Source organism: Paraburkholderia sp. J7, assembly GCF_905220155.1.
Taxonomy (GTDB): domain Bacteria; phylum Pseudomonadota; class Gammaproteobacteria; order Burkholderiales; family Burkholderiaceae; genus Paraburkholderia.
The window spans coordinates 135,321-157,313 of record NZ_CAJMYZ010000020.1 but is presented as its reverse complement, the minus strand read 5'-3'; the positions used below and the strand labels follow the sequence as shown (position 1 = coordinate 157,313).

The window sequence follows — 21,993 nt, the reverse complement described above, 5'->3', positions numbered from 1 at the left end:
ACAAAGCTGGTCAACTCATTGGCGGAGCTGCTCAGCGCCAAGCCAAAATTCGTGACTCGCCTTGCAGCGGCACCTCTGCTTTCAGATTTTCATCCGGTTGTGCGGTACGCCAACGAGTCTGTTCATTCTCTCGTGGAGGCACCATGCACCGCCGTGAACTTTTGGCTCTGCTAGCCGCGGGCGCGCTCGTTGAGGGGGCAACCCGCCACGCGCAGGCGAGCCAGGCGAAATACACCAATGAGATCGCACTGCCCAAGCCCACCTTCGCGGGCACCGTTTCCCTGGAAGAAGCCATTTCGCGACGCAGATCCGTGCGCACCTTCGGCACAGACCCGTTGCCAGTCGAGACGATCGGCCAGTTGCTGTGGGCTGGACAGGGCATCACCAGCCCAGACGGCAAGCGTGCGTCGCCTTCGGCAGGCGCTTTGTACGCGCTCGAACTCTACGCGGTGAGCGCCACTGAAGTCATGCACTACCTGCCACAGGGCCACCGGGCCGAGACGCGAGCCACGCCCGACCTGCGACCCAAGTTGAAAGCCGTTGCACTCGGGCAAGCGTCTGTCGGGGCAGCGCCGCTCGTCATCGCGGTGGCCGCCGACCCCAGTCGGCTTTCCCAGCGGTACGGCGCCCGGGACCTTCCCTACTCCCGGCAAGAGGCCGCGCATGCCGTCCAGAACATGCTGCTTCAGGCCGCGGTTCTTAAGCTTGCCGCCGTGCCCGTTGGGTCCGTCGACGGGCATAAAGCCGCGCAAGCGCTCGCCCTGCCTGCTGGCCAGACTGTCGTATATCTCATCCCGGTAGGCCCTCCCGCCTGAACGCAGCGAAAGACGCCAGTACAGCAAGGCGTCACGCTGAGCTGCGCATCGGACCGCTTCCGCAGCTTTTCTCGAAGCTGTAGCGCTGGCGCTACGTCTACTATGGCGGCTAAAATACATCGGAATTTTCGGAACACGTCGCTGCAAACGCGCGCCAGTGTTGGGTCGACAAAGTGCGATATATTCCGAAATTGAAATCCTAGGGCTTGGATTTTTAACCTGAATTGGCTGTTCGGCGACTCGATTCTGATTCCTGTTGTCGTGGGTTCGAGTCCCATCAGCCCCCCAAAGAATTCAGCAGTGAACAAATGAGCCCGCACTGGTTGCGGGCTTTTTTGCGTCTGTGCACGAGAGACACCCGGGAACGCCCTTGAGCTTCGAGGAATATTACAGGCGGCTGCAGCTGCCGGAGACTGCGTCGCCGGCGGAAATCAAGCGCGCGTACCGTCATTTGCGCGCGAAGTACCACCCCGACCGCAACAAGGGACGCGAGGCGACGGTCGAGCCGGTGTTCAAGCTCATTCAGGAAGCCTTCGAGATTCTGAGCGGTAGGCGCGTCGCGCCAACAGACAGGACAACTGGCGCCGCAAACCCGGCCAGCAAAACCCGCACCGGAGAAGCATCGCCGCGACACCGCCGTGCGACGCCGCCCATGCGCGGCGCGAACTGTCTCGTCGAGCTATTCGTGCCGCTCGAAGTCGCACTCGACGGCGGCGGCGTTCAAGCCCACTACCCTGTCAAAGGTCCCTGTCCGACGTGTGAGCAGGAAGATCGCGGCGCGCTTTGCGAGCAATGTCACGGCACAGGCGTGAGAACTTGGCGCAAGTCGCAAGCCGTCGAGATTCCTCGCGGAGCATGGGACGGTCAGCGTCTGGTGGTGCCGGGCGGCGGCCATCCCGGCGTGAATGGCGGGCCGCCCGGAGACGCCACGTTTTCCGTTTCCATCGTTTGCGCCCCGGGCTTCACGCGCAACGGGCTCGACCTTGCCTGCGACCTGCAGATCGACTTCGTGACTGCCATGCTGGGCGGCGGCCTCCAGGCGAAGGTCCTCGGCCGCACGTTCGAGGTGAAGATTCCAGCAAACGCAAATGCGCGCACGGCAATCCGTCTGCCCGGCCAGGGGCTCGCGGACCGCAACGGCACGCGCGGCGCCCTCACGCTGCACCTGGTGCTCACCATACCGGCCGCCGCAGCACATCTGAGCGGCGCCGAGCGCCAGCAACTCCGCGACATGTTCGCCGCTGCCGAGCGCCGGGCCAGCCAGTCGCCGGCCTTGGGCTCGCAAGGCAAACGCTAGCCAGCTTGCGCGCCGCGCGCATCGATCCATGCGCGCGCGGCGTCGAAGCCCGCCTGGGCCGCCGCGTGCTCGGTGGACCAGAGTCGCGTGATATGCACGAGCTGCCAGTCCTCTACAACCGTATCGCCCTTCAGCACGCGAAAGTGCGCCTTCACGCCCGTGAGCACCTGCTCGACCGCGACTTCAATGTCGTAGTCCTTGTAGCGCTCCTGGTAGTCGCCCATGTCGTTGCCCTTCGGCTCCATGATCGCCTCTCCGTCTTCTGCTGACGGTTCATGCTAGCACTTCGCCCCTGTGCGACTCGCAGGCGGGCCCGACGCGCGATCCGCTTCACAGGCGCGCGATCGACACCTCCGTGGACTTCACCAGCGCGACCACTTCCGATCCCACTTTCAACTCGAGTTCGTCGATCGAGCGCGTGGTAATCACCGAGGTCACGATGCCGAACGCCGTGTCGACATCGACTTCCGAGACGACGGGCCCGCGAATGATCTCCTTGATCTTGCCGCGAAACTGGTTGCGCACGTTGATGGCGGTAATGCTCATAAGTTAGGCTCCGGGAGTTCGAGTATAAAAAGAGGATTCCTGATAAACGATTCAAGCCGCCGCGCCCGAAGGCCGCCCGGTGGCTGGCTGCGCGCCGTGGCCGAGCACGCGCTGCAGAACGCTCTCCTCGAGCGCAGCGAAGCGCGCGTCCACTCGCGCACGGGGGCGCTCGAGCGGCACGGTCTGATCGAGCGCGATACGTCCCGCCTCGACGAGCAGAATGCGGTCGCCTAGCGCGACGGCTTCGTGCACGTCATGCGTCACGAGCAGCGCGGTGAAGCGGTGTTCACGCCACAAGCGCTCGATCAATGCATGCATCTCGATACGCGTGAGCGCGTCGAGCGCACCGAGCGGCTCGTCTAGCAGCAACAGGCTCGGACGATGCACCAGCGCGCGGGCGAGCGCCACGCGCTGCCGTTGGCCGCCCGAGAGTCGCGCGGGCCACTCGTCGGCGCGCGCAAGCAGGCCCACCTCGTCGAGCACAGCGCGGGCGTCGTCGCGCGCACTTCGCCCGAGGCCGAGCATCACGTTCTGCAACACGGTTTTCCACGGCAGCAAGCGTGCGTCCTGGAACATGATGCGCGTGTCGAGCGGCGCGCCACCCGCGCCGCGCCGTTGCACCTCGCCCTCGTCCGGCGCTTCGAGACCTGCGATCAGACGCAGCAGCGTGGACTTGCCGCAACCGCTGCGTCCGACGATGGAAACAAAGCTGCCGCGCTCGATCGCAAGGTCAAAGCCGCTCAGCACGGCGCGCTCGCCGTAGCCCTTTCCCACGCCGCGCAGTGCAACTGCGGCGTCCGCTCCCTGCGTATTCGTGCGCAATGCCACGCCTTCGCGGGCGACCTGCGCACGGCCGTTGCGTTCGCGCGCCGGCTCGCGTTCAAAGCCGTCCCGCCCTGCACCGTAGTTCGATGCCAACTGGCTCACGCTCATGCTTCGTTCTCCTGTTGATAGGCGGGATGCCAGCGCAGCGCCACGCGCTCGAGCCACTTCGCCAGCCAATCAGCGAGTTTGCCGAGCGCCGCGTATAGCAGGATGCCGACCACCACTACGTCGGTTTGCAGGAATTCGCGCGCATTCATCGTCATGTATCCGATGCCCGATTGCGCGGAAATCGTTTCGGCCACGATCAGCGTCACCCACATCAGGCCAAGCGCAAAGCGCACGCCAACGAGTATCGACGGCAACGCCCCCGGCAGTATCACTTCGCGATAGAGCGAAAATCTTTTGAGCCCGTAGCTGCGCGCCATCTCCACGAGGTTGGCGTCCACCGAGCGGATGCCGTGGAACGTATTCACGTACACCGGGAAGAACACACCCAGCGCCACGAGAAAGACCTTTGCTTCCTCGCCAATGCCGAACCACAAGATCACGAGCGGAATCATGGCGAGCGCCGGAATATTGCGGACCATCTGCACGGTCGAGTCGAGCGCGGTTTCAACGGGCTTGAAAAGTCCCGTAGCCAGTCCAAGCACGAGCCCGATGCCGCCACCGATCGCGAACCCCGAAAGCGCGCGCCAGGTGCTCACGCGCACGTCGGCCCACATCTCGCCCGACTCGATCAGCGACCAGGCGGCCCGCAGCACGGCGAGCGGCTCGGGCAGCACACGCGTCGAGAGCGCGCCGCTCCTGGCGGCGACCTCCCAGATCACCAGCACCGCCAGCGGCACGAACCAGGGCGCGAGCCGCCGCCGGCTCGCCCGCACGACTGCTCGCGCAGCGCGCAGCGCGCCGCCAGAGTTCGGGGAACCGCGCGCGGGTGCGGCCGTTACCACGGATTGCGTCATCGTTGCATTCTCCACGATTGCTGCGTTTGTCCAGCGCCTCAGCTCTGGCTCACCTTCGGCAGATAGTGATTGCCGACCACTTCGCCGAACGGCCCCGAAAGCGGGCCGCCTGCGCCCTTTGCCGCTCGCCCCGGCAGCAGCGGGAATACAAGCTCTGCAAAACGATAGGATTCCTCCAGATGCGGATAGCCGGACAAAATGAAGGTCTCGATGCCAAGCGCCGCATATTCCTTCATGAGCGCCGCCACCTGTTCAGGATTGCCGACGAGCGCCGTGCCCGCGCCGCCACGCACGAGACCCACGCCGGCCCACAGGTTCGGATACACCTCGAGGTCCTCGCGCGTGCCGCGCTTGCCGCCGTGCAGCGCAGCCATGCGGCGCTGGCCTTCCGAGTCCATCTTCGCAAACGCAGCCTGAGCGCGCGCAACCGTCTCGTCGTCGAGGTGGCTGATGAGCTTGTCGGCTGCGGCCCACGCTTCCTCTTCGGTCTCGCGCACGATCACATGCAGGCGGATGCCGAAGCGGATCGTGCGCCCATGCTCGGCCGCGCGCGCACGAATGTCGGCGATCTTGCGCGCGACGGCTTCGGGCGGCTCGCCCCACGTCAGATACGTGTCGATGTGCGCGCCCGCCATGGCGTGCGCAGCCGGCGAAGAGCCGCCGAACCACAGCGGCGGATGCGGATGCTGCACCGGCGGGTACAGGACCTTGCCGCCGACCGAGCGCAGATGCTGCCCTTCGAAGTCGATCGCCTCGTTCGTGTGCGATGCCGCGAGCAGCTGGCGCCAGATGTGCAGGAACTCGTCGGTGATCTCGTAGCGCGTGTCGTGATCGACGAAAAGACCATCGCCTTCCAGTTCGGCCGTGTCGCCGCCCGTCACGACATTGATGAGCAAACGGCCATTGGAGAGCCGGTCGAACGTGGCGGCCATGCGCGCGGAAAGCGCCGGCGACGAAAGACCTGGGCGGATCGCCACGAGAAACTTCAGGCGCCGCGTTGCGGCGATGAGGCTGGACGCCACGACCCATGCGTCCTCGCACGAGCGCCCCGTGGGCAGCAGGACGCCCTCGTAGCCGAGCGTATCGGCGGCCACGGCGATCTGCTGGAAGTACGCGAGATCGGCCGCGCGCGCGCCTTGGGTCGTGCCCAGATAGCGGCTGTCGCCGTGGGTCGGGATGAACCAGAAAACATTCATGCGTGGCTCCTGCCAGGAATTTCGAAACATGGCGCGCAACATGCTGCAGACGCGCGCGGGCGCGCCGCGCAAACGAATGCGCCGCTCATGGCTCAATTGAAAGGATTCGACGGCTGACGGAATGCGCCGGCGCGTTCCCCGGTGCGCCACGCGCGGCGCCCGGCGACGGCGGCGCCGTCTTCATGGGGAACCAGTCTAGGGACGGCCCTCGCCCTTTAGAACGATTTTTTTGAGCTTAGGTTTTCCACTTTCGTGCTTTGCCCGACGCTTTAGCATACGGCGCGCCTCGCGCGCACCGCGCGCCGATATAATGGCGCACGCACCCACAAAAACACCGGCACGCTGCGCGCGAGAACGCTCCATCAGGCTCATTGCGCGGTGAGGCCAAGCAAGCTCTCGCACGATTTCATGCAAAAACTGATTCTGCCGTTCGTCTCCGGCTTTCTGGCGTCGCTCTTCTTTCGCGAGGCGACGCTCGCGCTCCTGCATGCCGCGCAGGTTACCAACGCGGCCGGATTTTCGACGGACCCGTTCCTGCCGCTCGGGCTGCCCGAGTTCCTCGTGAACGCGATCTGGAGCGCCATCTGGGCCATTCTGATGGCGTGGCTGCTGCGCGTGTCGCCTGCGCGGCCCGCGCCGTGGGTTCAGGCGTTCGTGTTCGGCGGCATCGTGCTCACCGCAGCGATGGTGTTCGTCGTCGATCCGCTGCGCGGCATCTGGCCGAGCGGCAACATGCTGCCGCGCCTTGCCACGGGCTTCGCCTCGAATGCGATGTGGGGCTGGGGCGCGCTCGTTTTCATGCGCGCGTTCATGAGCGAAACTGCCGAAGACTGACCCCGCCTGCGGGCCGTGCACGATGCGCGGCCCGTGTTTGACCGCCGCGCTTTTCCCTCCCGCTTTCCTCCCCTGCTCCCGCGCCAGCCAGCTCAACCCATGAGTTCGCGCAGCGGATGGTCCCCCGGACTCCAGGGACTCTCGAACATCCGCTCGACGTCTTCGCGGCGCACATCCTCGATATTCGCAAAGCGCCAGTGCGGATGATTGTCCTTGTCGATAATGCGTGCGCGTATGCCCTCCATGACGTCGCCGATCGCGAAGCTCGAGCGCGTGAGGTCGAGGTCCCGGCGCAGGCAGTCAGCCATCGTGCCTTCCGCGCGCGACACGACTTCTAGCGACACCGCCATCGAAAGCGGCGAGCGCTCGCGCAGCACCTCCACCATCTGCCCTGCCCATTCGGCTTGCGCACCTTCGCCCGTGCGCTGCGCGGCTGCGAGCGACGCCAGCATGGCTGGCACATCGGCAAGCGAGAAATGCCGGTCGATCCAGCCGCGAACCGCGGCCAGCGACGAACCTTCGGCGAGGCGCTGCAACTCGGCCGCGGGCAGCGCCGCCTGACGGATGCGCGCGACCACTTCCGCGCCGCTTGCGAACGACTCGCTCTCGAGCGCATCGAGCAGCGCGGGCCACGCGGCCTCGTCGAGCGACGCGTCGGCGAGGCCCGCATAGACCGCGCTGGCCTGGTCGAGCGTCTCGCCGGTCACCGCGAGATACCGGCCAATCGCGCCAGGCGTGCGCGCAAGGAACCAGCCCATGCCGACATCGGGAAAGAGGCCAATGCGCGACTCCGGCATCGCCATGCGCGTGCTCGGCCCCACGAGCCGCAGGCCGCCCGTGCGATGCGCGCCCTGCGAGATGCCCATGCCGCCGCCCATGACCACACCGTTGAGCAGCGCGATATACGCTTTCGGAAACGTGAAGATGGCGTGATTCAGGCGATATTCGTCGGAGAAGAACGTGTCGAGCGCCGCTTGATCGCCCGCGCGATACGACTCGTACAGGAATCGAATGTCACCGCCGGCGCAGAACGCGCGCGCGTGGCGCGTGCGCACGATCACCGCGAGCACGCCCGGGTCGTCGCGCCAGCGATCGAGCGCCGCGTGCATCGTGCGGACCATGCCAGTGGTGAGCGCGTTGAGCGCCTGCGGACGTTCGAGTTCGATAAAGCCGATGCGGTTCGCGACGTGTGTGAGCACGTACGCGTCGGCATCGGTTGCGGTCGGGCTTGCGTTGGCTTCGTGTGACATGGCGATTGGCAAGGCGGAACGATGAGCGGCATCTTCGGATCGCATGAGGTGCGATCACAGACTGCTTGAGGCTATCACGTCGCCACGCGAGGCGCTGGCGCGGTCGACGGCGTAGCCGCTGCGGCGCGCGTGCCGAACCAGGCATCGAGCGTGGCGTCAATCAACGGACCGGGTGCGGCGTGCTGAAAGCCGGCGCGTGCGAGCGTGAGCATCACCACGCCGTGCAGCGTTGCCCAAAGCGACTGCGCGAGCACGGCGCTGTCGACACGCGCCCCGCTCGCCGGTGCGAGTGCGGAGAGCGTAGCGGCAAAGAGCTGCGCGCCGCAGGCCGGCGCGGCGTCGGTGTCAGGTTCATCAACCGCAACAGGCGCGTCGTTCTGACGGCGCGCGGCCGGCTCCGCATGCGCCGGGCGCGCCTTGCGCGCCATGAAGATGAGTTCGTAAGTCTGCGGATGGTCGCAGCCATAGGCCACATAGGCGTGTGCGAGCGCATGAAGCCGCTCGCGCGCGTCGGCGATCAGCGTGAGTGGTTCGAGCTGCGCAAGCAGTTGCGCGCAACCCTCTTGACCGAGCGCCTCGGCAATCTCGTCGCGGCCGGCGAAATGCAGGTAGAGGGACGCCGGCGAATAACCGATCGCGTCGGCGATCTTGCGCATCGAGAGCGCGGCGAGGCCTTCGCGCATGACGATGCGGCGCGCAGCATCGAGAATGCGCTCGCGCTGGTCGTGCGCGCGCGCTGCTCGCCCTGCGGGCAGTTCGCGATGCTTGCGTTCGACGATTCCCATGACGACGCCTGGCGGTTGCCGTAACCGAATTTTCCTGTGACGCCCGAGCGGGCGCGCCCTGCACTACGAATCCAGGCGCCCGGGCGGAAAGTGTCCGCTCTTGAGCAGCACCGGCGTGCCATTGCTGAGTTCAAGATGGGCGCGTGCCACGGCCTCGATGCGCGGACGGCCCGCGTCGAACGCCTGCATCGACGCGTCACGGTTCGCGGGCAGCGCGCCGAAATGGTCCTCGAGCGCCTCGACGGAAATCGCGCACGGTACGCGTGTGCCGTCGACGAGTGCGGGGAAGACCACGGTCAGATTGGCGTCGCGATAGAGCGGCGCGTCGGCGGGAAAACGAATGATCATGTCCAGCCCCAATGGGGAAAACCAGCAGAAAGCACTGCCGCCGCAGGACCACGCGGTGCGCGGCGGTAACCGGCCATACTACGCGCGAGACACGATGTCTGGCGCGAATGTGGCCGCAGCAGCGTCTGCTTTCAGTGCGCCTGCATCTTCGAGAACAGATTCAGCACGACCACGCCGGCCACGATGAGGCCGAGCCCGAGCACGGCCGGCAGATCGGGCACCTGCCGATAGAGCGCCATCGCCACCAGCGTGATGAGCACGATGCCCACGCCCGACCACACCGCGTAGACGATGCCGACGGGCAAACTGCGCAAGGTGAGCGAGAGCCCATAGAACGCGATGCCATACCCCACCACGACGATCGCCGAGGGCACGAGCCGCGTGAAACCATCCGAAGCGCGCAGTGCAGACGTGGCGATAACTTCCGCGACGATCGCGATGACGAGCCAGCTCCAGGCTGAGAGTGCGGGAAAGCGCATCGTTTTAGACCTTCGCGAGCGCGAGTTGCGCATAGTCGACGTCGAGTTGCGCGCAAAGCGCCTCGACCACCAGTTCATGATCGGCGCGCTGTGGCAGCCCCGAGACGGTGACCGAGCCGATCACGCCCGCGCCCGCGACCGTAAGCGGGAACGAGCCGCCATGCGGTGCGAAATCGGTGATGGGCAAGCCGTGCTTGTCGGCGAGCGTCGTGCCGGTTTGCTGCATGCGCAAGCCGATCGCATAGGAGCTGCGCCGAAAGTGCTCGACCACGCGCGACTTGCGGCGCACCCAGTCAGCGTTGTCGGGCGTGGCGCCGTCGAGCGCGCAGAAAAAGAGCTGCTGGCCGAACGTGCGCACGTCGATGGCGACGGGCACCGCGCGTGCACGCGCAAGTTCATGCAGATGCGAGCCGAGCTGCCAGGCGCGATCGGCGTCGAAACGGGGAAACACCAGCGCGTGCTCCTGCGCGGCTATCGATTGCAGGTCGAGGGGAATGTCCATGGAAGAAGCGTGTGAAGCGCGGTGCGCATGAAGAACCAAGGCGCAGCGTGAACGTTGCGCCGACCGAGCCCCGATTCTATCCTGACGGCCTCGCAAGCCATGGCACGTGCGCCCCGCAAACATTTTGCAAACGCGTGGAAAGGCGACCGTCATTTTTTGTTGCAACGCGGCGCGAACTGTCATATAATCTTTTCTTCGACGGACGCGGGGTGGAGCAGTCTGGCAGCTCGTCGGGCTCATAACCCGAAGGTCGTAGGTTCAAATCCTACCCCCGCAACCAAATAGCAGTCGCGCGATAGCAACAAGACCGACAACTGGTTCTGTGTGCCGCGAATTTGAGGTAGCTTCGTTCGAAACAGAACCCGCCCCGAGCGGGTTTTTTGTTGTCCGTTGTCCAGCGTGCGCCCTGCGCCGAACCCTTGCCCACCGCTTTCCCTCCTTGCCCGCTAGCGGACCGATGTCCTGCGTCAAGCGGCTATACATTCACGTGAATGCCTTGCGTATGCCCTCAATCGTGGCGCCTGCCTGCCCGAGTATGAGAATTCGCGAGTTGTGAGCGTTTCACGTTCGTAGCACGCGTGCCACCCGTTCCATCGCCTCGGTTCAATTCATGGCGTTTTCGGAACAGTCCCATATCGTTCTCCCGCACACGCTAAAACAATCTCGTTTGGGCGAGTACTTCGCTCGCCATGCAGCGGCACGGCCATCTACGGGGTGTGCCAGATCGAGAATAAGGAGAACGAATGCAGACATTGAAAATGCGAACAGCGCTGTCGCATTGTGCACTGGTCATCCTGTTGCTAACCGTTGCGGCATGTGGCGGCGAGAACAGCGCTGGTTCAGCCTTAAGCACATCGAAATCCGAAGAGACACCGCTAGAAGCTAAAGCAGAAGCCGCTGCTGCAGCCAGTGCCGCCGCTACAGAAACCGTCTCGCCAGCCATTGCGATGAAAGTGCACGGGAGTGCAATTCAGGACGGAACTGACCGCTTTATCGTCAAATACAAAGACGGGAGCACGGAAAGGAAGGATTCGAATGCTATCCAAACGAAACTGAACCGGCTAGCTTCCGCGTTTCCCGCAAAGGGGCGCCATCTGAGGCGCATGGGTATCGGTGCCGACGTAGTGACGAGTGAGCGCAAGCTCACCGCTGCTGAAGCCCGGGCATTCATGCGCGCCATCGCTTCGGACCCGAACGTCGAATACGTCGAGCCGGATGTCGAAATGTATGCCGTTTCCGCGCCGAACGACCCGCTATATCCCACGCAGTGGCACCTGCAATCGAAACCGGCAGGAATCGGAATTGAAGGTGCCTGGGACAACGCGAATGGCGCCGGGCAAGTTATCGCGGTTGTCGACACCGGTGTCACCAGTCACAGCGACTACAACGCGAATCTGTTGCTGCCGGGCGCTCAAATCGCGAATACGGGCACCCCGGATGGAATGAATTCGGGCGCGCCTGGCCTGTCGTGTGTAACGTGGCACGGCACGCATGTTGCCGGGATCGCCGCTGCTCAAACGAACAACGGCGTCGGCGTAGCCGGCGTTGCTCCGAATGCCAAGATTCTTTCTGTCAAGGTCCTGGGACCGTGTGGTAATGGCGCGATGTCCGAAGTGGCCGACGGAATTGTGTGGGCTGCGGGCGGTGTACTGCCAAACAAACCCATCAACAACAATCCCGCCACCGTCATCAACCTCAGTCTTGCATCGAATAACCAGTGCTTCGATACGTTGCAAAACGCGATTGACTACGCGACCAGCAAAGGCGCTGTGGTGGTCGCTGCGGCGGGAAATAACACTCAGGATGTAGCACGATATCAACCTGCAAATTGCCGCAACCTGATTAGCGTTGGTGGCACAGATGGTGGTGGCAACAGCTACGTAAGCTCAAACTTTGGCCCGGGCATCGACATCTCCGCCCCCGCCATGGAAATTATGTCGACTTACGATTTGGGAACCGATACGCCCAGGGGTGACGACTATCGGTTTCTCTCGGGCACGTCAATGGCCGCGCCAATGGTTAGCGGCGTCATTGCGCTAGCACAATCCGCCGCTCCCACGCCTTTGACCGTAGCTGAATTTCGAACGCTTCTTCGGCAGAACGCAAAACCATTTCCGGCGCCTCCGGATCGCGCTCTCGGCGCTGGCATCCTCGACGCGACGAAAACGGTCGCAGCGGCTAAATCAGGGGGCATCCCGGTTGCGGCCGATTTCACGTGCCAACAAGAAAGTGCACAGAGCATGTGGGTGCTTTGCAAGGATCTTTCAACCGCAAGGGGCGGCCTTTCTATCAAAACACGGAAGTGGGACCCGGGTTCGTCAAGTGCGCAACCTTATTTCGCTAATCCAGCAGAATTCAACTATAAATATAGCGGTGCCTATCCAGTAACCCTAACCGTTACGGATAGCAACGGGAAAACGAGTTCTCTTAGCCGATCCATTACTGTTAATCCGCCGCCCGCTGTCGATCTTCCTTTGGATACCGCTGTGCCATTTTCGGGCAGCTACGGGTATTTGGTTTACTATAAAACGACTGTTCCACCTGGAGCAAAGAGCCTCACGTTTTCCTTGAACATTAAAAATTCAGGCGAAGCCGCTTCTATCTATGTGAACGATTCACCGTCCGATATGACGCCTGCGTGCGCAAAAGCCGCGCCTGGTCCAGAGCAATTGTCCTGCACTGTGAAGTCTCCAAAACCGGGCCTATGGTACGGCCGTTACTTCGTGAGTTCATCGACGCTCTCCGGAGCTACGGCAGTAGCGACCGTTGACTAATCATCGATAGCGAAGGTGGTTTCCCTCCACGCTCTTGACAGTGCCGCGAGGGAAGCCATCTCCATCCACCCGCGATTCCAGTCCTGAAGTGCACAGGAAATGAACATGGTGAAACATCGCATTGCCGCGCACGCAGGGAGCCGCGGGCTATCCCTGCATGAAATCGGTCACGCACACTATCGCCGTGGCGACATTGAAGCCGCCGAAGCCGTATTTCGCCAGGTCCTGGAGGTCGAGCCGGAGTGGCTAAGGGCGAAACTTGATCTGGGTTGTATCCTGCAAAAAAGACGCTCGTATGCCGAGGCGGAGGTGCTGTTACGGCAGGTACTCGCCGAAGACCCAGACGCTGAATATGCCCACAATGCGCTAGGTCTTGCGCTCTGGAGCACGGAACGACTCGAAGAGGCCGAAACGCATTTTCGGGAGGCGATCCGACTCTATCCCGATTTTTATCAGGCGCAGAATAACCTTGGACTACTCTTAACAGTAACCAACAATCTGCGAGAGGCGCAAAGTGCATTTCGGCGCGCGCTATCGATTCATGCTACTTCGCATGAAATCTACAGTAACCTTGGAAGCGCCCTATGGCAGTCGGGCGAGGTTGAGGCGGCGATTCGCGCGCATCGTCAAGCGCTGGCACTGAAGCCCGATTTTTCCGAGGCAAAGATAAATCTCGCGCATCCGCTGCTGGCAATTGGCGAGTACACGGAGGGTTGGGCGCGCTATGAGTCGCGGTACGATACATCGGCCGGGAAACGCTACGGCACAATGCCGCCGGCTTCCTGGCCAATGTGGAATGGCGAATCACTTGTCGGGAAATCGCTACTGATTTGGCCTGAGCAGGGATACGGCGATATGCTTCAATTCTGTCGCTATGCACCCATGCTGAAAAAGCTTGGTGTGCAGAAACTTTCCGTTCTCTGCCCGCCTGCGCTTGTGCGTCTTTTCGAAAGTCTGAATGGTGTCGATTTCGTTTATGCGGCCAATGGTCAGGGATCGATCCCGACGCATGACTTTTGGTGTTTCATGATGAGCCTACCGCATCGACTCGGTACAACGGTAGAAACCATTCCGGCAGCAGTACCGTATCTTCACCCACCCGCGAGCCTCGTTTCCGTGTGGCACAAGCGGTTGCCAAAAAAGCAGTTTCAGGTCGGCCTGGTCTGGGCTGGCGATCCGAGACCGCAACAACCGGCATCGAACGCAATGGATCGGCGTCGCTCCATAAAAGCCCAATCGCTACTGCCGATCTTGCGAGTGCCTGGCGTCAGTTTTGTGAGTCTGCAAAAGGGCGAGAGCGCGCGACGACAAATCGTTGATCTTCCCCCAGAGCTGCGGCCTTTCGATCCTATGGACGACGTCGAAGATTTCGCTGATACCGCCGCGATGATTGAATTGCTTGATCTCGTCATAACGGTCGACACGTCAATGGCCCATCTCGCCGGGGCGCTTAACAAGCCCGTATGGATATTGTCTCGTTACGACGCTTGCTGGCGTTGGCTTCGCGATCGTGCGGATTCGCCCTGGTATCCGAGTGCGCGATTGTTTCGGCAGCTTGTGCCGGGGAACTGGGATGAAGTGGTGTCCAGGGTAGCACAGGCGCTCCATGCACCGGTGCAGCGTCGAGCGGATAGCTTGGGGATAACGTGACAAGTGCGGGCTATCGAGGCGCGACGCATGCGAAACACCGCCCGGCCCGCGTGGAAGCTGTCCCGTCTTTCCCGAACCCGTGAACGGATCGGGAGCGGTCGCACCCTCAATAAATCGGCGGTTTCTGGACAGCACGAAACTGGAAGAACCGCACGCATAAGCCAAAAGGTCAGAGAATCAAATCCTGCCTGCGCAACCAATGGAACTCGAAAGGGTTGCAGATCATCGGCCTGCGCCCTCTGCTTACAGCGTTCCCGGCTTTCTCCCCCACTTCTCAGCGAACTTCACTGCGAGCACATGAGCGACGATCTGAGCGGTGATAAACTCGCATCACCCATCCCCCTATCGTGCCCATGAAATTCTGCTCGACTTGCGGTCAGGCGGTCAGCCTGCTCATTCCGCCCGGCGACAATCGCGAACGCTACGTCTGCTCACACTGCGGCACCATCCACTATCAGAATCCGCGCAATGTGGTCGGCACGGTTCCGGTCTGGGAAGACAAGGTGCTGTTGTGCCGCCGCGCCATCGAGCCGCGCTACGGCTACTGGACGCTGCCCGCCGGCTTCATGGAGATGGGCGAGACGACCGCCGAAGCCGCGGCGCGCGAAACGCTGGAAGAAGCCGGCGCGCGCGTCGAGGTGCAGAACCTCTTTTCGCTCCTGAACGTGCCGCGCGTTCACCAGGTGCATCTGTTCTATCTCGCGCGCCTGCTCGACCTCGATATCGCAGCCGGTGAAGAAAGCCTCGAAGTGCGGCTATTTGAAGAGCACGAGATTCCCTGGGACGACATTGCGTTCCCAACGGTCGGGCAGACGCTGCGCTGTTTCTTCGCCGATCGCCAGTCCGGCAGCTTCGGGCTGCACACCGGCGACGTCCTGCGCTCGCTGCGCGACGGCTGACTGTTCTTCCGACTGCGCCCGCGACGATGGTCCCCTGGCTTTCGCCCGACGAACCGTTTCCCGCCGTCGAGCGCGCGCTCGGCGCGTCGAGCGGCGCGCCGGGCCTGCTCGCCGCCAGCGCGGACCTGCTGCCCTCGCGCCTCATCGACGCTTACCGGCGCGGCATCTTCCCGTGGTATTCCGACGGCCAGCCGGTGCTCTGGTGGAGCCCCGACCCGCGCATGATCCTGCGCCCCGACGAGTTCAAGGTCTCGCCTTCGTTAAAGAAGACGCTCAAGCGCGTGCTGCGTGAGGACGCGTGGGAAATTCGCGTCGACAACAATTTCGCCGCGGTCATGCGTGCGTGCGCGAATGCGCCGCGGCACGGCCAGCGCGGCACCTGGATCACAGGCGACGTCATCGACGCCTACTCCACCCTGCACCGCATCGGCGACGCGCACAGCATCGAGGCCTGGTTCGGCGGCGAGCGCGTGGGCGGGCTCTACGGCGTGGCGCTCGGCACGATGTTCTTCGGCGAATCGATGTTCGCCTCCGTCACCGACGCCTCGAAGATCGCGCTCGCGGCGCTCGTCGCACATCTGCGCCGCCACGGCGTCGAATTGATCGATTGCCAGCAGAACACCGCGCATCTCGCCTCGCTCGGCGGGCGCGAAATCTCGCGCAAGGCATTCATTGCCCATGTGCGCACGCATGTGAACGCCGCGCCCATTCCGTGGAAATTCGACAAAGCCGTCCTCGCCGATCTGCTCGGCGGACGAGGCACGCCCGACGCGTTCCTGCCCGCCGCGTGAAAGGCCGGCGAGCCGCAAATGAGTGGCATATGAGCGGCGCGCCCCCCCGCGTGCGCGCTTGCCACAGCCCGCGCAATTCGATGGATACATGTTCGGCGTCAATGTTAGACTGAATAGAGAACCCGTCGCTGCGTGATCCGGCAAGGCTTACGCGCGCGCCACGCGACGATCCGAACTGCTACGAGAGCTGCCAACGTGACGCATCCAAACGAGCTGCCGCTTTCACCGCTTTCCGCGCTGCAATTCTATGCAACGGCGCCCTACCCCTGCAGTTACCTGGAGGGGCGCATCGCGCGCTCGCAGGTGGCAACGCCCAGTCATCTCATCAATTCCGACGTCTATACCGATCTCGTGAAGGCCGGCTTCCGGCGCTCGGGCGTGTTCACTTATCGCCCCTACTGCGACGGTTGCCGCGCGTGCGTGCCGGTGCGTGTGCCAGTCGAGCGCTTCACGCCGAACCGCACGCAGCGCCGCGCCTGGAAGCGCCATGGCGCGCTCGTCGCCACCGTCGCGCCGCTGCACTACGACGAGTCGCACTACGCGCTCTACATGCGCTATCAGTCGGCGCGCCACGCGGGCGGCGGCATGGACCGCGACAGCCGCGACCAGTACGAGCAGTTCCTGCTGCAAAGCCGGATCAATTCACGCCTCGTCGAATTCCGCGAGCCGAACCCCGCGCACCCGGACGAGCCCGGCACGCTGTGCATGGTGAGCATGATCGACATCCTCGGCGACGGACTCTCCTCGGTCTACACGTTCTTCGACCCCGATACGCTCCACACGAGCTACGGCACGTACAACATCCTCTGGCAGATCGAGCAGGCCCGCAGCCTTCAGCTGCCTTACGTGTACCTCGGCTACTGGATCCGCGAGAGCCCGAAAATGGCGTACAAGGCGCGCTTCCAGCCGCTCGAAGGCCTCTTCGACGGTGCATGGGCCGCACTCACGCCCGAAGCCTGAGCCCCCGGCACATCGCCCTGGGCTCGCGTTGCCGGTAAAATAGCGGGTTCCCATTTTCCGGCGCCCGCGCCTTCTTCCCGTGTTCAGCACCCTTTATCCGTTCGTCCGCGACCAGCTCTTTCGCATGGACGCCGAAGACGCCCACCACCTCTCCCTGCGCATGATCGGCGCCGCGGGCCGCACAGGCATGGCCGGCCTGCTCGCGCCGCGCGTGCCCGATTCGCCGCGCACCGTCATGGGCCTGACCTTCCGCAATCCGGTGGGCCTCGCCGCTGGTCTCGACAAGGAAGGCGCCGCGATCGACGGTTTCGCCGCGCTCGGCTTCGGCTTCATCGAGGTGGGCACGGTCACGCCGCGCCCGCAGCCCGGCAATCCGCGTCCGCGCATTTTCCGGCTGCCGCAGGCGGGGGGCATCATCAACCGCATGGGGTTCAACAATCACGGCGTCGAGCAGTTCGTGAAGAACGTGCAGGCCGCGCGCTATCGCGGCATTCTCGGCCTGAACATCGGCAAGAACGCCGACACGCCGATCGAGCGCGCCGCCGAGGACTATCTCTTCTGCCTTGAGCGCGTCTACCCGTTCGCGAGCTACGTGACGATCAATATCTCGTCGCCGAACACGAAGAACCTGCGCCAGCTACAAGGCGGCGGCGAACTCGACGCGCTCCTCGCGGCGCTCAAGGACAAGCAGCAGCGTCTGGCCGACATGCACGGCAAGCTCGTGCCGCTCGCGCTCAAGATCGCCCCCGATCTCGACGACGAGCAGGTCAAGGAAATCGCCGACACGCTCCTGCGCCACAAGATCGAAGGCGTGATCGCAACCAACACCACGCTTTCGCGCGCGGCGGTGGAAGGCATGCCGAATGCGAACGAAACTGGCGGCCTCTCGGGACGCCCGGTATTCGACGCGTCGAACAACGTGATCCGCAAGCTGCGCGCCGAGCTGGGCGGCGACGTGCCGATCATCGGCGTGGGCGGCATTTTTTCGGGCGACGACGCGCGCGAGAAGATCGCAGCCGGTGCCTCGCTCGTGCAGATCTATACGGGCTTCATCTATCGCGGTCCGGCGCTCGTCGCCGAATGTGCGCGGGCGCTGGCCTCGGGCCGCGCCTGAAGCTATAGTTGCAGGCTAGTCACGGCGCATCGGAGGCGCTGTGCACTAGCACTAGAATCGCAGCAGCAGAACAAGAGGAAAACATGAAAGCCGGTTTGCTGAAAAAACTCCTTGCACTTGCAATCGTTGGCGCATCGTTCGTCGCAGCGAGCGCCCACGCCGACGACCTGCTCGATCAGGCCAAGGCGCGCGGCACGCTGCGCATCGGTCTCGAAGGCACGTTCCCCCCGTTCAATTCGAAGGCGCCCAGCGGCGAGCTGGTCGGCTATGACGTCGACATCGCCAAGGCTGTGGCCGCGAAAATGGGCCTCAAGCCCGAGTTCGTCACGACCGAATGGAGCGGCATCATCGCGGGCCTGCAGGCAGGCAAGTTCGACGTGATCGTGAACCAGGTCGGCGTGACCGACCAGCGCAAGGCGGTGCTGGACTTCTCGCCGGCGTACACGTACTCGGCCGCGCAGCTCATCCAGCGCAAGGACGACACGCGCCAGTTCAAGACGCTCGAAGACCTGAAGGGCAAGAAGCTCGGCGTCGGTCTCGGCACGAACTACATGGACATGGCCAAGTCGGTGCCGGGCATCGACGTGAAGACCTATCCGGGCGCGCCCGAGTATTTGCGCGACCTCGCAGCGAACCGTCTCGACGCGGCGCTCAACGACCGCCTGATGCTCGCTTACCTGCTGAAGAACTCGCAGCTGCCGCTGCGCACGGGCGCGATCGTCGGCAACGGCAACCCGTCGGCGATCCCGTTCAAGAAGGGCAATCCGAAGTTCGCCAAGGCGATCGACGATGCGATGACGCAGCTCGAAGCCGATGGCACCTTCACGAAGATCTCGGACAAGTGGTTCGGCATCGACGTGACCAAGCCGATCACGCAATGATCCTGAGGGACGCTCAGTCCGGCTGACGCGAAGGGCGGCATCGCACGATGCCGCCCTTCGCACATGTGCGTCCATTGCAAAACGCGCCACTCCACCTCGTTACCTACGCCCATGCCCATCTATACGCTCATCATCCAGTCGCTGCCGGTGCTCGCACAGGGCGCGGTGCTGACGGTCAAGTTCGCCGTGCTTTCGATGATCTTCGGGCTCATCGGCGGCGCCGTGCTCGCGCTCATGGGCATCAGCTCGAACCGCCCGCTCGTGTTCATCGCGCGCGTGTACGTGAGCCTGATGCGCGGCACACCGCTGCTCGTGCAGATCTTCGTCATTTACTACGGATTGCCGAGCATCGGTATTTCGCTCGATCCGACGCCCGCTGGCGTGATCGCGCTTTCCGCGAACGTGGCGGCGTATCTCTCGGAGAGCATGCGTGGCGCGATTCTCGGCATTCACAGCGGACAGTGGCTCGCGGCGTATAGCCTTGGCCTCTCGCGCACCCAGACGCTGCGCTACGTGATCGCGCCGCAAGCGCTGCGCATCGCCGTGCCGAGTCTCTCGAACAGTCTCATTAGTCTCATCAAGGACACGTCGCTCGTTTCGGTCATCACCGTGACGGAGCTGCTGCGCAGTGCGCAGGAAATCATCGCTTCGACGTATCAGCCGCTGCCGCTCTATCTCGCTGCAGCCGCCATTTACTGGGTGCTCTGCCAGGTGCTCGAATGGGTGCAGCACTGGTACGAAAAACGCCTCGCGCTGCCTTCGCGGCACTGATACCAGGCGCGTTTCAGACACGGCCCGCACGAGCGGGCCGTGTTGTTTTCAGGCGGCTTCCTGACGCGTCATTCGCAGGGAAAACGCAGTCCGAGCGCCGCGCGCGCGGCGTCGGCCATCGCGAGCATGCGGCGCGAGGTGTCGTGCGTCATCACCGGGCTTTCGAGCGCGCCCGCGCGCAGCAATTCGCAGAAGTGCGCAGTCTCGTAGTTGAGGCCGCCGCCCTCGAACGGCTCGTCGAGCTCGACGACGCGGCCATCCACATAACGCACCGTCGCGCGCGCCGGATTCCACCAGTTCGCGTGGATCGTCACGTTACCGAGCGGCCCCGCGAGCAGCGCGTCGCCATAGCCGTGCAGATCGAGCCCGCAGAACAGCTGCGCAATGCCGTGCTCATGCTGGCAGTTCAGGCTAGCGAAGGTGTCCACGCCCGTCGAGCCGAGGCGCCCGACCGTCTGCACCTCACGCGGCGCGCCGAGCCAGTCGACCGCGAGAAACATCTCGTACACGCCGATATCGAGCAGCGCCCCGCCCGCTTGCTCGAATGAAAGCGAAGGATGGTTGGCGGGCACACTGGCCACTGAACAGCCCGCGCGCACGAGTCCGACCGGACCGATGGGATCGGCATCGAGTTGCGCGCGCAACTTTCGATAGAGGGGGTAGAACGGCGGCTTCATCGCCTCCATGAAGAGGCGCTGCGCGCGGCGCGCCGCGTCGAGCACACGTTCGAGCTGCGCGCCGTTCACGGTGGCGGGTTTTTCGCACAGCACGGGCAGCCCCGCTTCGAGCGCGGCAATCGCATAGTGGGCGTGAGTATCCTGCATCGTGGCGATATACACGGCGTCGATGCCGCTTGCGAAGAGCGCATCCACGCTCTCGCACGCCTTCGCGCCGCAGGTGGCGGCAAGCGCCTGAGCAGTCGTTGCGCGGCGCGACCAGACCGCTTCGACGCGCGCGTGCGCGACGTGCGCGACGCCCTGCGCGAAGCGGTGCGCAATGCGGCCCGCGCCGACGATGCCCCAACGTATCGTTTGTGTTTCGCTCATGTGCTGCGTGCTCCGGCTGTGAAGTCGAGGGCCGCCGCGCGGTGTACGTAACGTACGTCACACGCGGCGCACCCAAAGACACGCACGATACCGGCCCGCGCAGCGCGCCGCAATGCGCTCGCATCAATCCGCGCGCAGCAAGCGCATTGACGCGAGCGAATCGACGCTGCCAACGGCCTTAGCGCTGCTCCAACGCCTCGGGCGCGAGCGCGCGAGTGAGTTCGTCGGCGGTGTATTCGATCATCGCGAGCGCGGCCGCTTCGGCCTCTTTCGGCGCACGCCGCTCGATTGCCTCGACGATGCGCCCATGCGCCGCTACGACATTGTTCCAGCCGCCGTCACGCGTGTTGAGAATCGGATTCACGAGCGAGAGTGCGCCGCGAATGATCGCCGCCATCTGCTGATAAAACTGATTCCCGCTCGCCGCGAGGATGCGCGTGTGCAGAAGTGCGTCGGCAGTCTGGAAATTCGGATCGTCGGTGCTCGTCTGGCGCAGCACCTCGAACGCCTCGCGAATGCCGGCAATGTCCGCCGCGCTCGCGCGCGTGGCGGCGAGTGCGCACGCCGCCGGTTCGATCAGGCCGCGAAATTCGATCACGTCGCGCAAAAACGTCTTGTCCGGTTTCGAGCGGAAACGCCAGTTCACGACGTCCTCGTCGATCATGCGCCAGTCGCGCATGGGCCGGATGCGCGTGCCTATCTTCGGCCGCACGTCGAGCATGTGGCGCGCGAGCAGCATGGAGAGCGCCTCGCGCATGACCGTGCGGCTCACGTCGAACTCCTTTGACAGGATGTCCTGCGGAGGCAGCACTGCGCCGTAGCGCTCCTCGACGATGCCTGAAATCAGCCCGTCCATCACCTTGCTGACGAGCGAGCGTTCCTTGTTCCCCAGTTCCATGACCCTACCCCCCCGATGTGGACGTTATCGCCCATGTTTGCCGGATACTGCGCGGGCCCTCGTGCGTCGTCGAACTTAGGTGTTACGTTGCCATGCGTTTCGCATAATTCGCCAGCCAGGATATCTCCTGACATGATGCTTGCGCGCATGCGCATTGTTCGTATGTACGCGTGTTACGTCGGCCCTTGCGCTGCTCTTTTTGTAAGGCGATCGTATGGACCGCCCACTTACTTCAATCAACGCGCTTTCAAACTGCTCTTGAATCCGCTTCCGGATCGATCGGCATTCCCTGGCTGTGCATATGCAGCGATGCCGGCGTGCATGTTTCTTTTGCGTACGCTTTTCGCGCGCTGACCCACGTCGTGCTTTT

General features: G+C 63.7%; 23 protein-coding genes and 1 tRNA gene. 12 read left to right on the top strand and 12 right to left on the bottom strand.

All coding sequences use genetic code 11. The features are described 5' to 3' along the window. The first annotated feature begins 143 nt into the window (after positions 1-143). A complete protein-coding gene (locus U5A58_RS29080; RefSeq protein ID WP_321963988.1) occupies positions 144-815 on the top strand; it encodes a SagB/ThcOx family dehydrogenase in 672 nt (223 codons plus the stop codon). A gap of 370 nt (positions 816-1,185) precedes the next feature. Next, positions 1,186-2,112, top strand: a complete 927-nt coding sequence (locus U5A58_RS29075) for a DnaJ C-terminal domain-containing protein (protein WP_321963987.1) — start codon at positions 1,186-1,188, stop codon at positions 2,110-2,112. Here the strand turns inward: U5A58_RS29075 and U5A58_RS29070 are convergent. From U5A58_RS29070 to ssuD, 5 genes are all read right to left on the bottom strand, one after another. Beyond that, positions 2,109-2,357 carry a DUF6566 family protein gene (locus U5A58_RS29070; protein ID WP_321914280.1) on the bottom strand — a complete coding sequence of 83 codons (249 nt, stop codon included), beginning with the start codon at positions 2,355-2,357 and terminating at the stop codon, positions 2,109-2,111. The two genes, U5A58_RS29075 and U5A58_RS29070, sit on opposite strands and share 4 nt — an antisense overlap. 85 nt (positions 2,358-2,442) lie before the next feature. Next, positions 2,443-2,658 (bottom strand): TOBE domain-containing protein, encoded by a 216-nt coding sequence (locus U5A58_RS29065; RefSeq protein ID WP_028204871.1) that lies wholly within the window; start codon positions 2,656-2,658, stop codon positions 2,443-2,445. A 51-nt stretch (positions 2,659-2,709) separates the two neighbouring features. Further along, positions 2,710-3,591 (bottom strand): ATP-binding cassette domain-containing protein, encoded by an 882-nt coding sequence (locus U5A58_RS29060; RefSeq protein WP_321963986.1) that lies wholly within the window; start codon positions 3,589-3,591, stop codon positions 2,710-2,712. Beyond that, positions 3,588-4,445 (bottom strand): aliphatic sulfonate ABC transporter permease SsuC, encoded by an 858-nt coding sequence (gene ssuC / locus U5A58_RS29055; protein WP_321963985.1) that lies wholly within the window; start codon positions 4,443-4,445, stop codon positions 3,588-3,590. The genes U5A58_RS29060 and ssuC overlap by 4 nt, the downstream gene beginning before the upstream one ends. A 38-nt stretch (positions 4,446-4,483) precedes the next feature. Continuing rightward, on the bottom strand, positions 4,484-5,641 hold the full coding sequence (gene ssuD / locus U5A58_RS29050; protein ID WP_321963984.1) for an FMNH2-dependent alkanesulfonate monooxygenase: 1,158 nt from the start codon (positions 5,639-5,641) through the stop codon (positions 4,484-4,486). 408 nt (positions 5,642-6,049) lie between these two features. Between ssuD and U5A58_RS29045 the strand changes: the two genes are divergently transcribed. After that, positions 6,050-6,475: a hypothetical protein gene (locus U5A58_RS29045; protein ID WP_321963983.1), complete on the top strand. Its 426-nt coding sequence runs from the start codon at positions 6,050-6,052 to the stop codon at positions 6,473-6,475. Between the two features lie 92 nt (positions 6,476-6,567). Here the strand turns inward: U5A58_RS29045 and U5A58_RS29040 are convergent, their stop codons facing one another. The 5 genes from U5A58_RS29040 to U5A58_RS29020 all read right to left on the bottom strand — a co-directional run bounded on the left by U5A58_RS29040 (position 6,568) and on the right by U5A58_RS29020 (position 9,839). Continuing rightward, positions 6,568-7,725: an enoyl-CoA hydratase/isomerase family protein gene (locus tag U5A58_RS29040; protein WP_321963982.1), complete on the bottom strand. Its 1,158-nt coding sequence runs from the start codon at positions 7,723-7,725 to the stop codon at positions 6,568-6,570. A 74-nt stretch (positions 7,726-7,799) separates the two neighbouring features. Beyond that, entirely contained in the window at positions 7,800-8,510 is a 711-nt protein-coding gene (locus U5A58_RS29035) for a TetR/AcrR family transcriptional regulator (protein WP_321963980.1), read from the bottom strand. Between the two features lie 63 nt (positions 8,511-8,573). Beyond that, a complete protein-coding gene (locus tag U5A58_RS29030; protein WP_321963979.1) occupies positions 8,574-8,858 on the bottom strand; it encodes a DUF1488 domain-containing protein in 285 nt (94 codons plus the stop codon). 131 nt (positions 8,859-8,989) lie between these two features. Continuing rightward, entirely contained in the window at positions 8,990-9,337 is a 348-nt protein-coding gene (locus U5A58_RS29025) for a multidrug efflux SMR transporter (protein ID WP_321963978.1), read from the bottom strand. Positions 9,338-9,341: 4 nt separating this feature from the next. Next, entirely contained in the window at positions 9,342-9,839 is a 498-nt protein-coding gene (locus U5A58_RS29020) for a heme-degrading domain-containing protein (protein WP_321914273.1), read from the bottom strand. 203 nt (positions 9,840-10,042) lie between these two features. Between U5A58_RS29020 and U5A58_RS29015 the strand changes: the two genes are divergently transcribed. From U5A58_RS29015 to U5A58_RS28975, 9 genes are all read left to right on the top strand, one after another. After that, a tRNA-Met gene (locus tag U5A58_RS29015) sits at positions 10,043-10,119 on the top strand. Between the two features lie 463 nt (positions 10,120-10,582). Continuing rightward, complete coding sequence (locus tag U5A58_RS29010) at positions 10,583-12,613, top strand: S8 family serine peptidase (protein WP_321963977.1); 2,031 nt, start codon at positions 10,583-10,585, stop codon at positions 12,611-12,613. Between the two features lie 105 nt (positions 12,614-12,718). Beyond that, positions 12,719-14,263 carry a tetratricopeptide repeat-containing glycosyltransferase family protein gene (locus U5A58_RS29005; RefSeq protein WP_321963975.1) on the top strand — a complete coding sequence of 515 codons (1,545 nt, stop codon included), beginning with the start codon at positions 12,719-12,721 and terminating at the stop codon, positions 14,261-14,263. Positions 14,264-14,616: 353 nt separating this feature from the next. Further along, the gene (locus U5A58_RS29000) at positions 14,617-15,162 is read left to right on the top strand and encodes an NUDIX hydrolase (RefSeq protein WP_321963974.1); all 546 of its coding nucleotides are present in this window, start codon (positions 14,617-14,619) and stop codon (positions 15,160-15,162) included. A gap of 26 nt (positions 15,163-15,188) precedes the next feature. Further along, on the top strand, positions 15,189-15,953 hold the full coding sequence (gene aat / locus U5A58_RS28995) for a leucyl/phenylalanyl-tRNA--protein transferase (RefSeq protein ID WP_321963973.1): 765 nt from the start codon (positions 15,189-15,191) through the stop codon (positions 15,951-15,953). Between the two features lie 195 nt (positions 15,954-16,148). Further along, complete coding sequence (locus tag U5A58_RS28990; protein ID WP_321963972.1) at positions 16,149-16,913, top strand: arginyltransferase; 765 nt, start codon at positions 16,149-16,151, stop codon at positions 16,911-16,913. Between the two features lie 79 nt (positions 16,914-16,992). Continuing rightward, entirely contained in the window at positions 16,993-18,027 is a 1,035-nt protein-coding gene (locus U5A58_RS28985) for a quinone-dependent dihydroorotate dehydrogenase (protein WP_321963970.1), read from the top strand. A gap of 83 nt (positions 18,028-18,110) precedes the next feature. Then, complete coding sequence (locus tag U5A58_RS28980) at positions 18,111-18,908, top strand: transporter substrate-binding domain-containing protein (protein ID WP_321914268.1); 798 nt, start codon at positions 18,111-18,113, stop codon at positions 18,906-18,908. 111 nt (positions 18,909-19,019) lie between these two features. Continuing rightward, complete coding sequence (locus U5A58_RS28975) at positions 19,020-19,679, top strand: amino acid ABC transporter permease (RefSeq protein WP_158757960.1); 660 nt, start codon at positions 19,020-19,022, stop codon at positions 19,677-19,679. Positions 19,680-19,747: 68 nt separating this feature from the next. Here U5A58_RS28975 and U5A58_RS28970 read toward each other — a convergent pair whose 3' ends face one another. After that, positions 19,748-20,725: a Gfo/Idh/MocA family oxidoreductase gene (locus tag U5A58_RS28970; RefSeq protein WP_321963969.1), complete on the bottom strand. Its 978-nt coding sequence runs from the start codon at positions 20,723-20,725 to the stop codon at positions 19,748-19,750. A 178-nt stretch (positions 20,726-20,903) separates the two neighbouring features. After that, a complete protein-coding gene (locus U5A58_RS28965; RefSeq protein WP_321914266.1) occupies positions 20,904-21,623 on the bottom strand; it encodes a FadR/GntR family transcriptional regulator in 720 nt (239 codons plus the stop codon). Positions 21,624-21,993 lie beyond the last annotated feature (370 nt).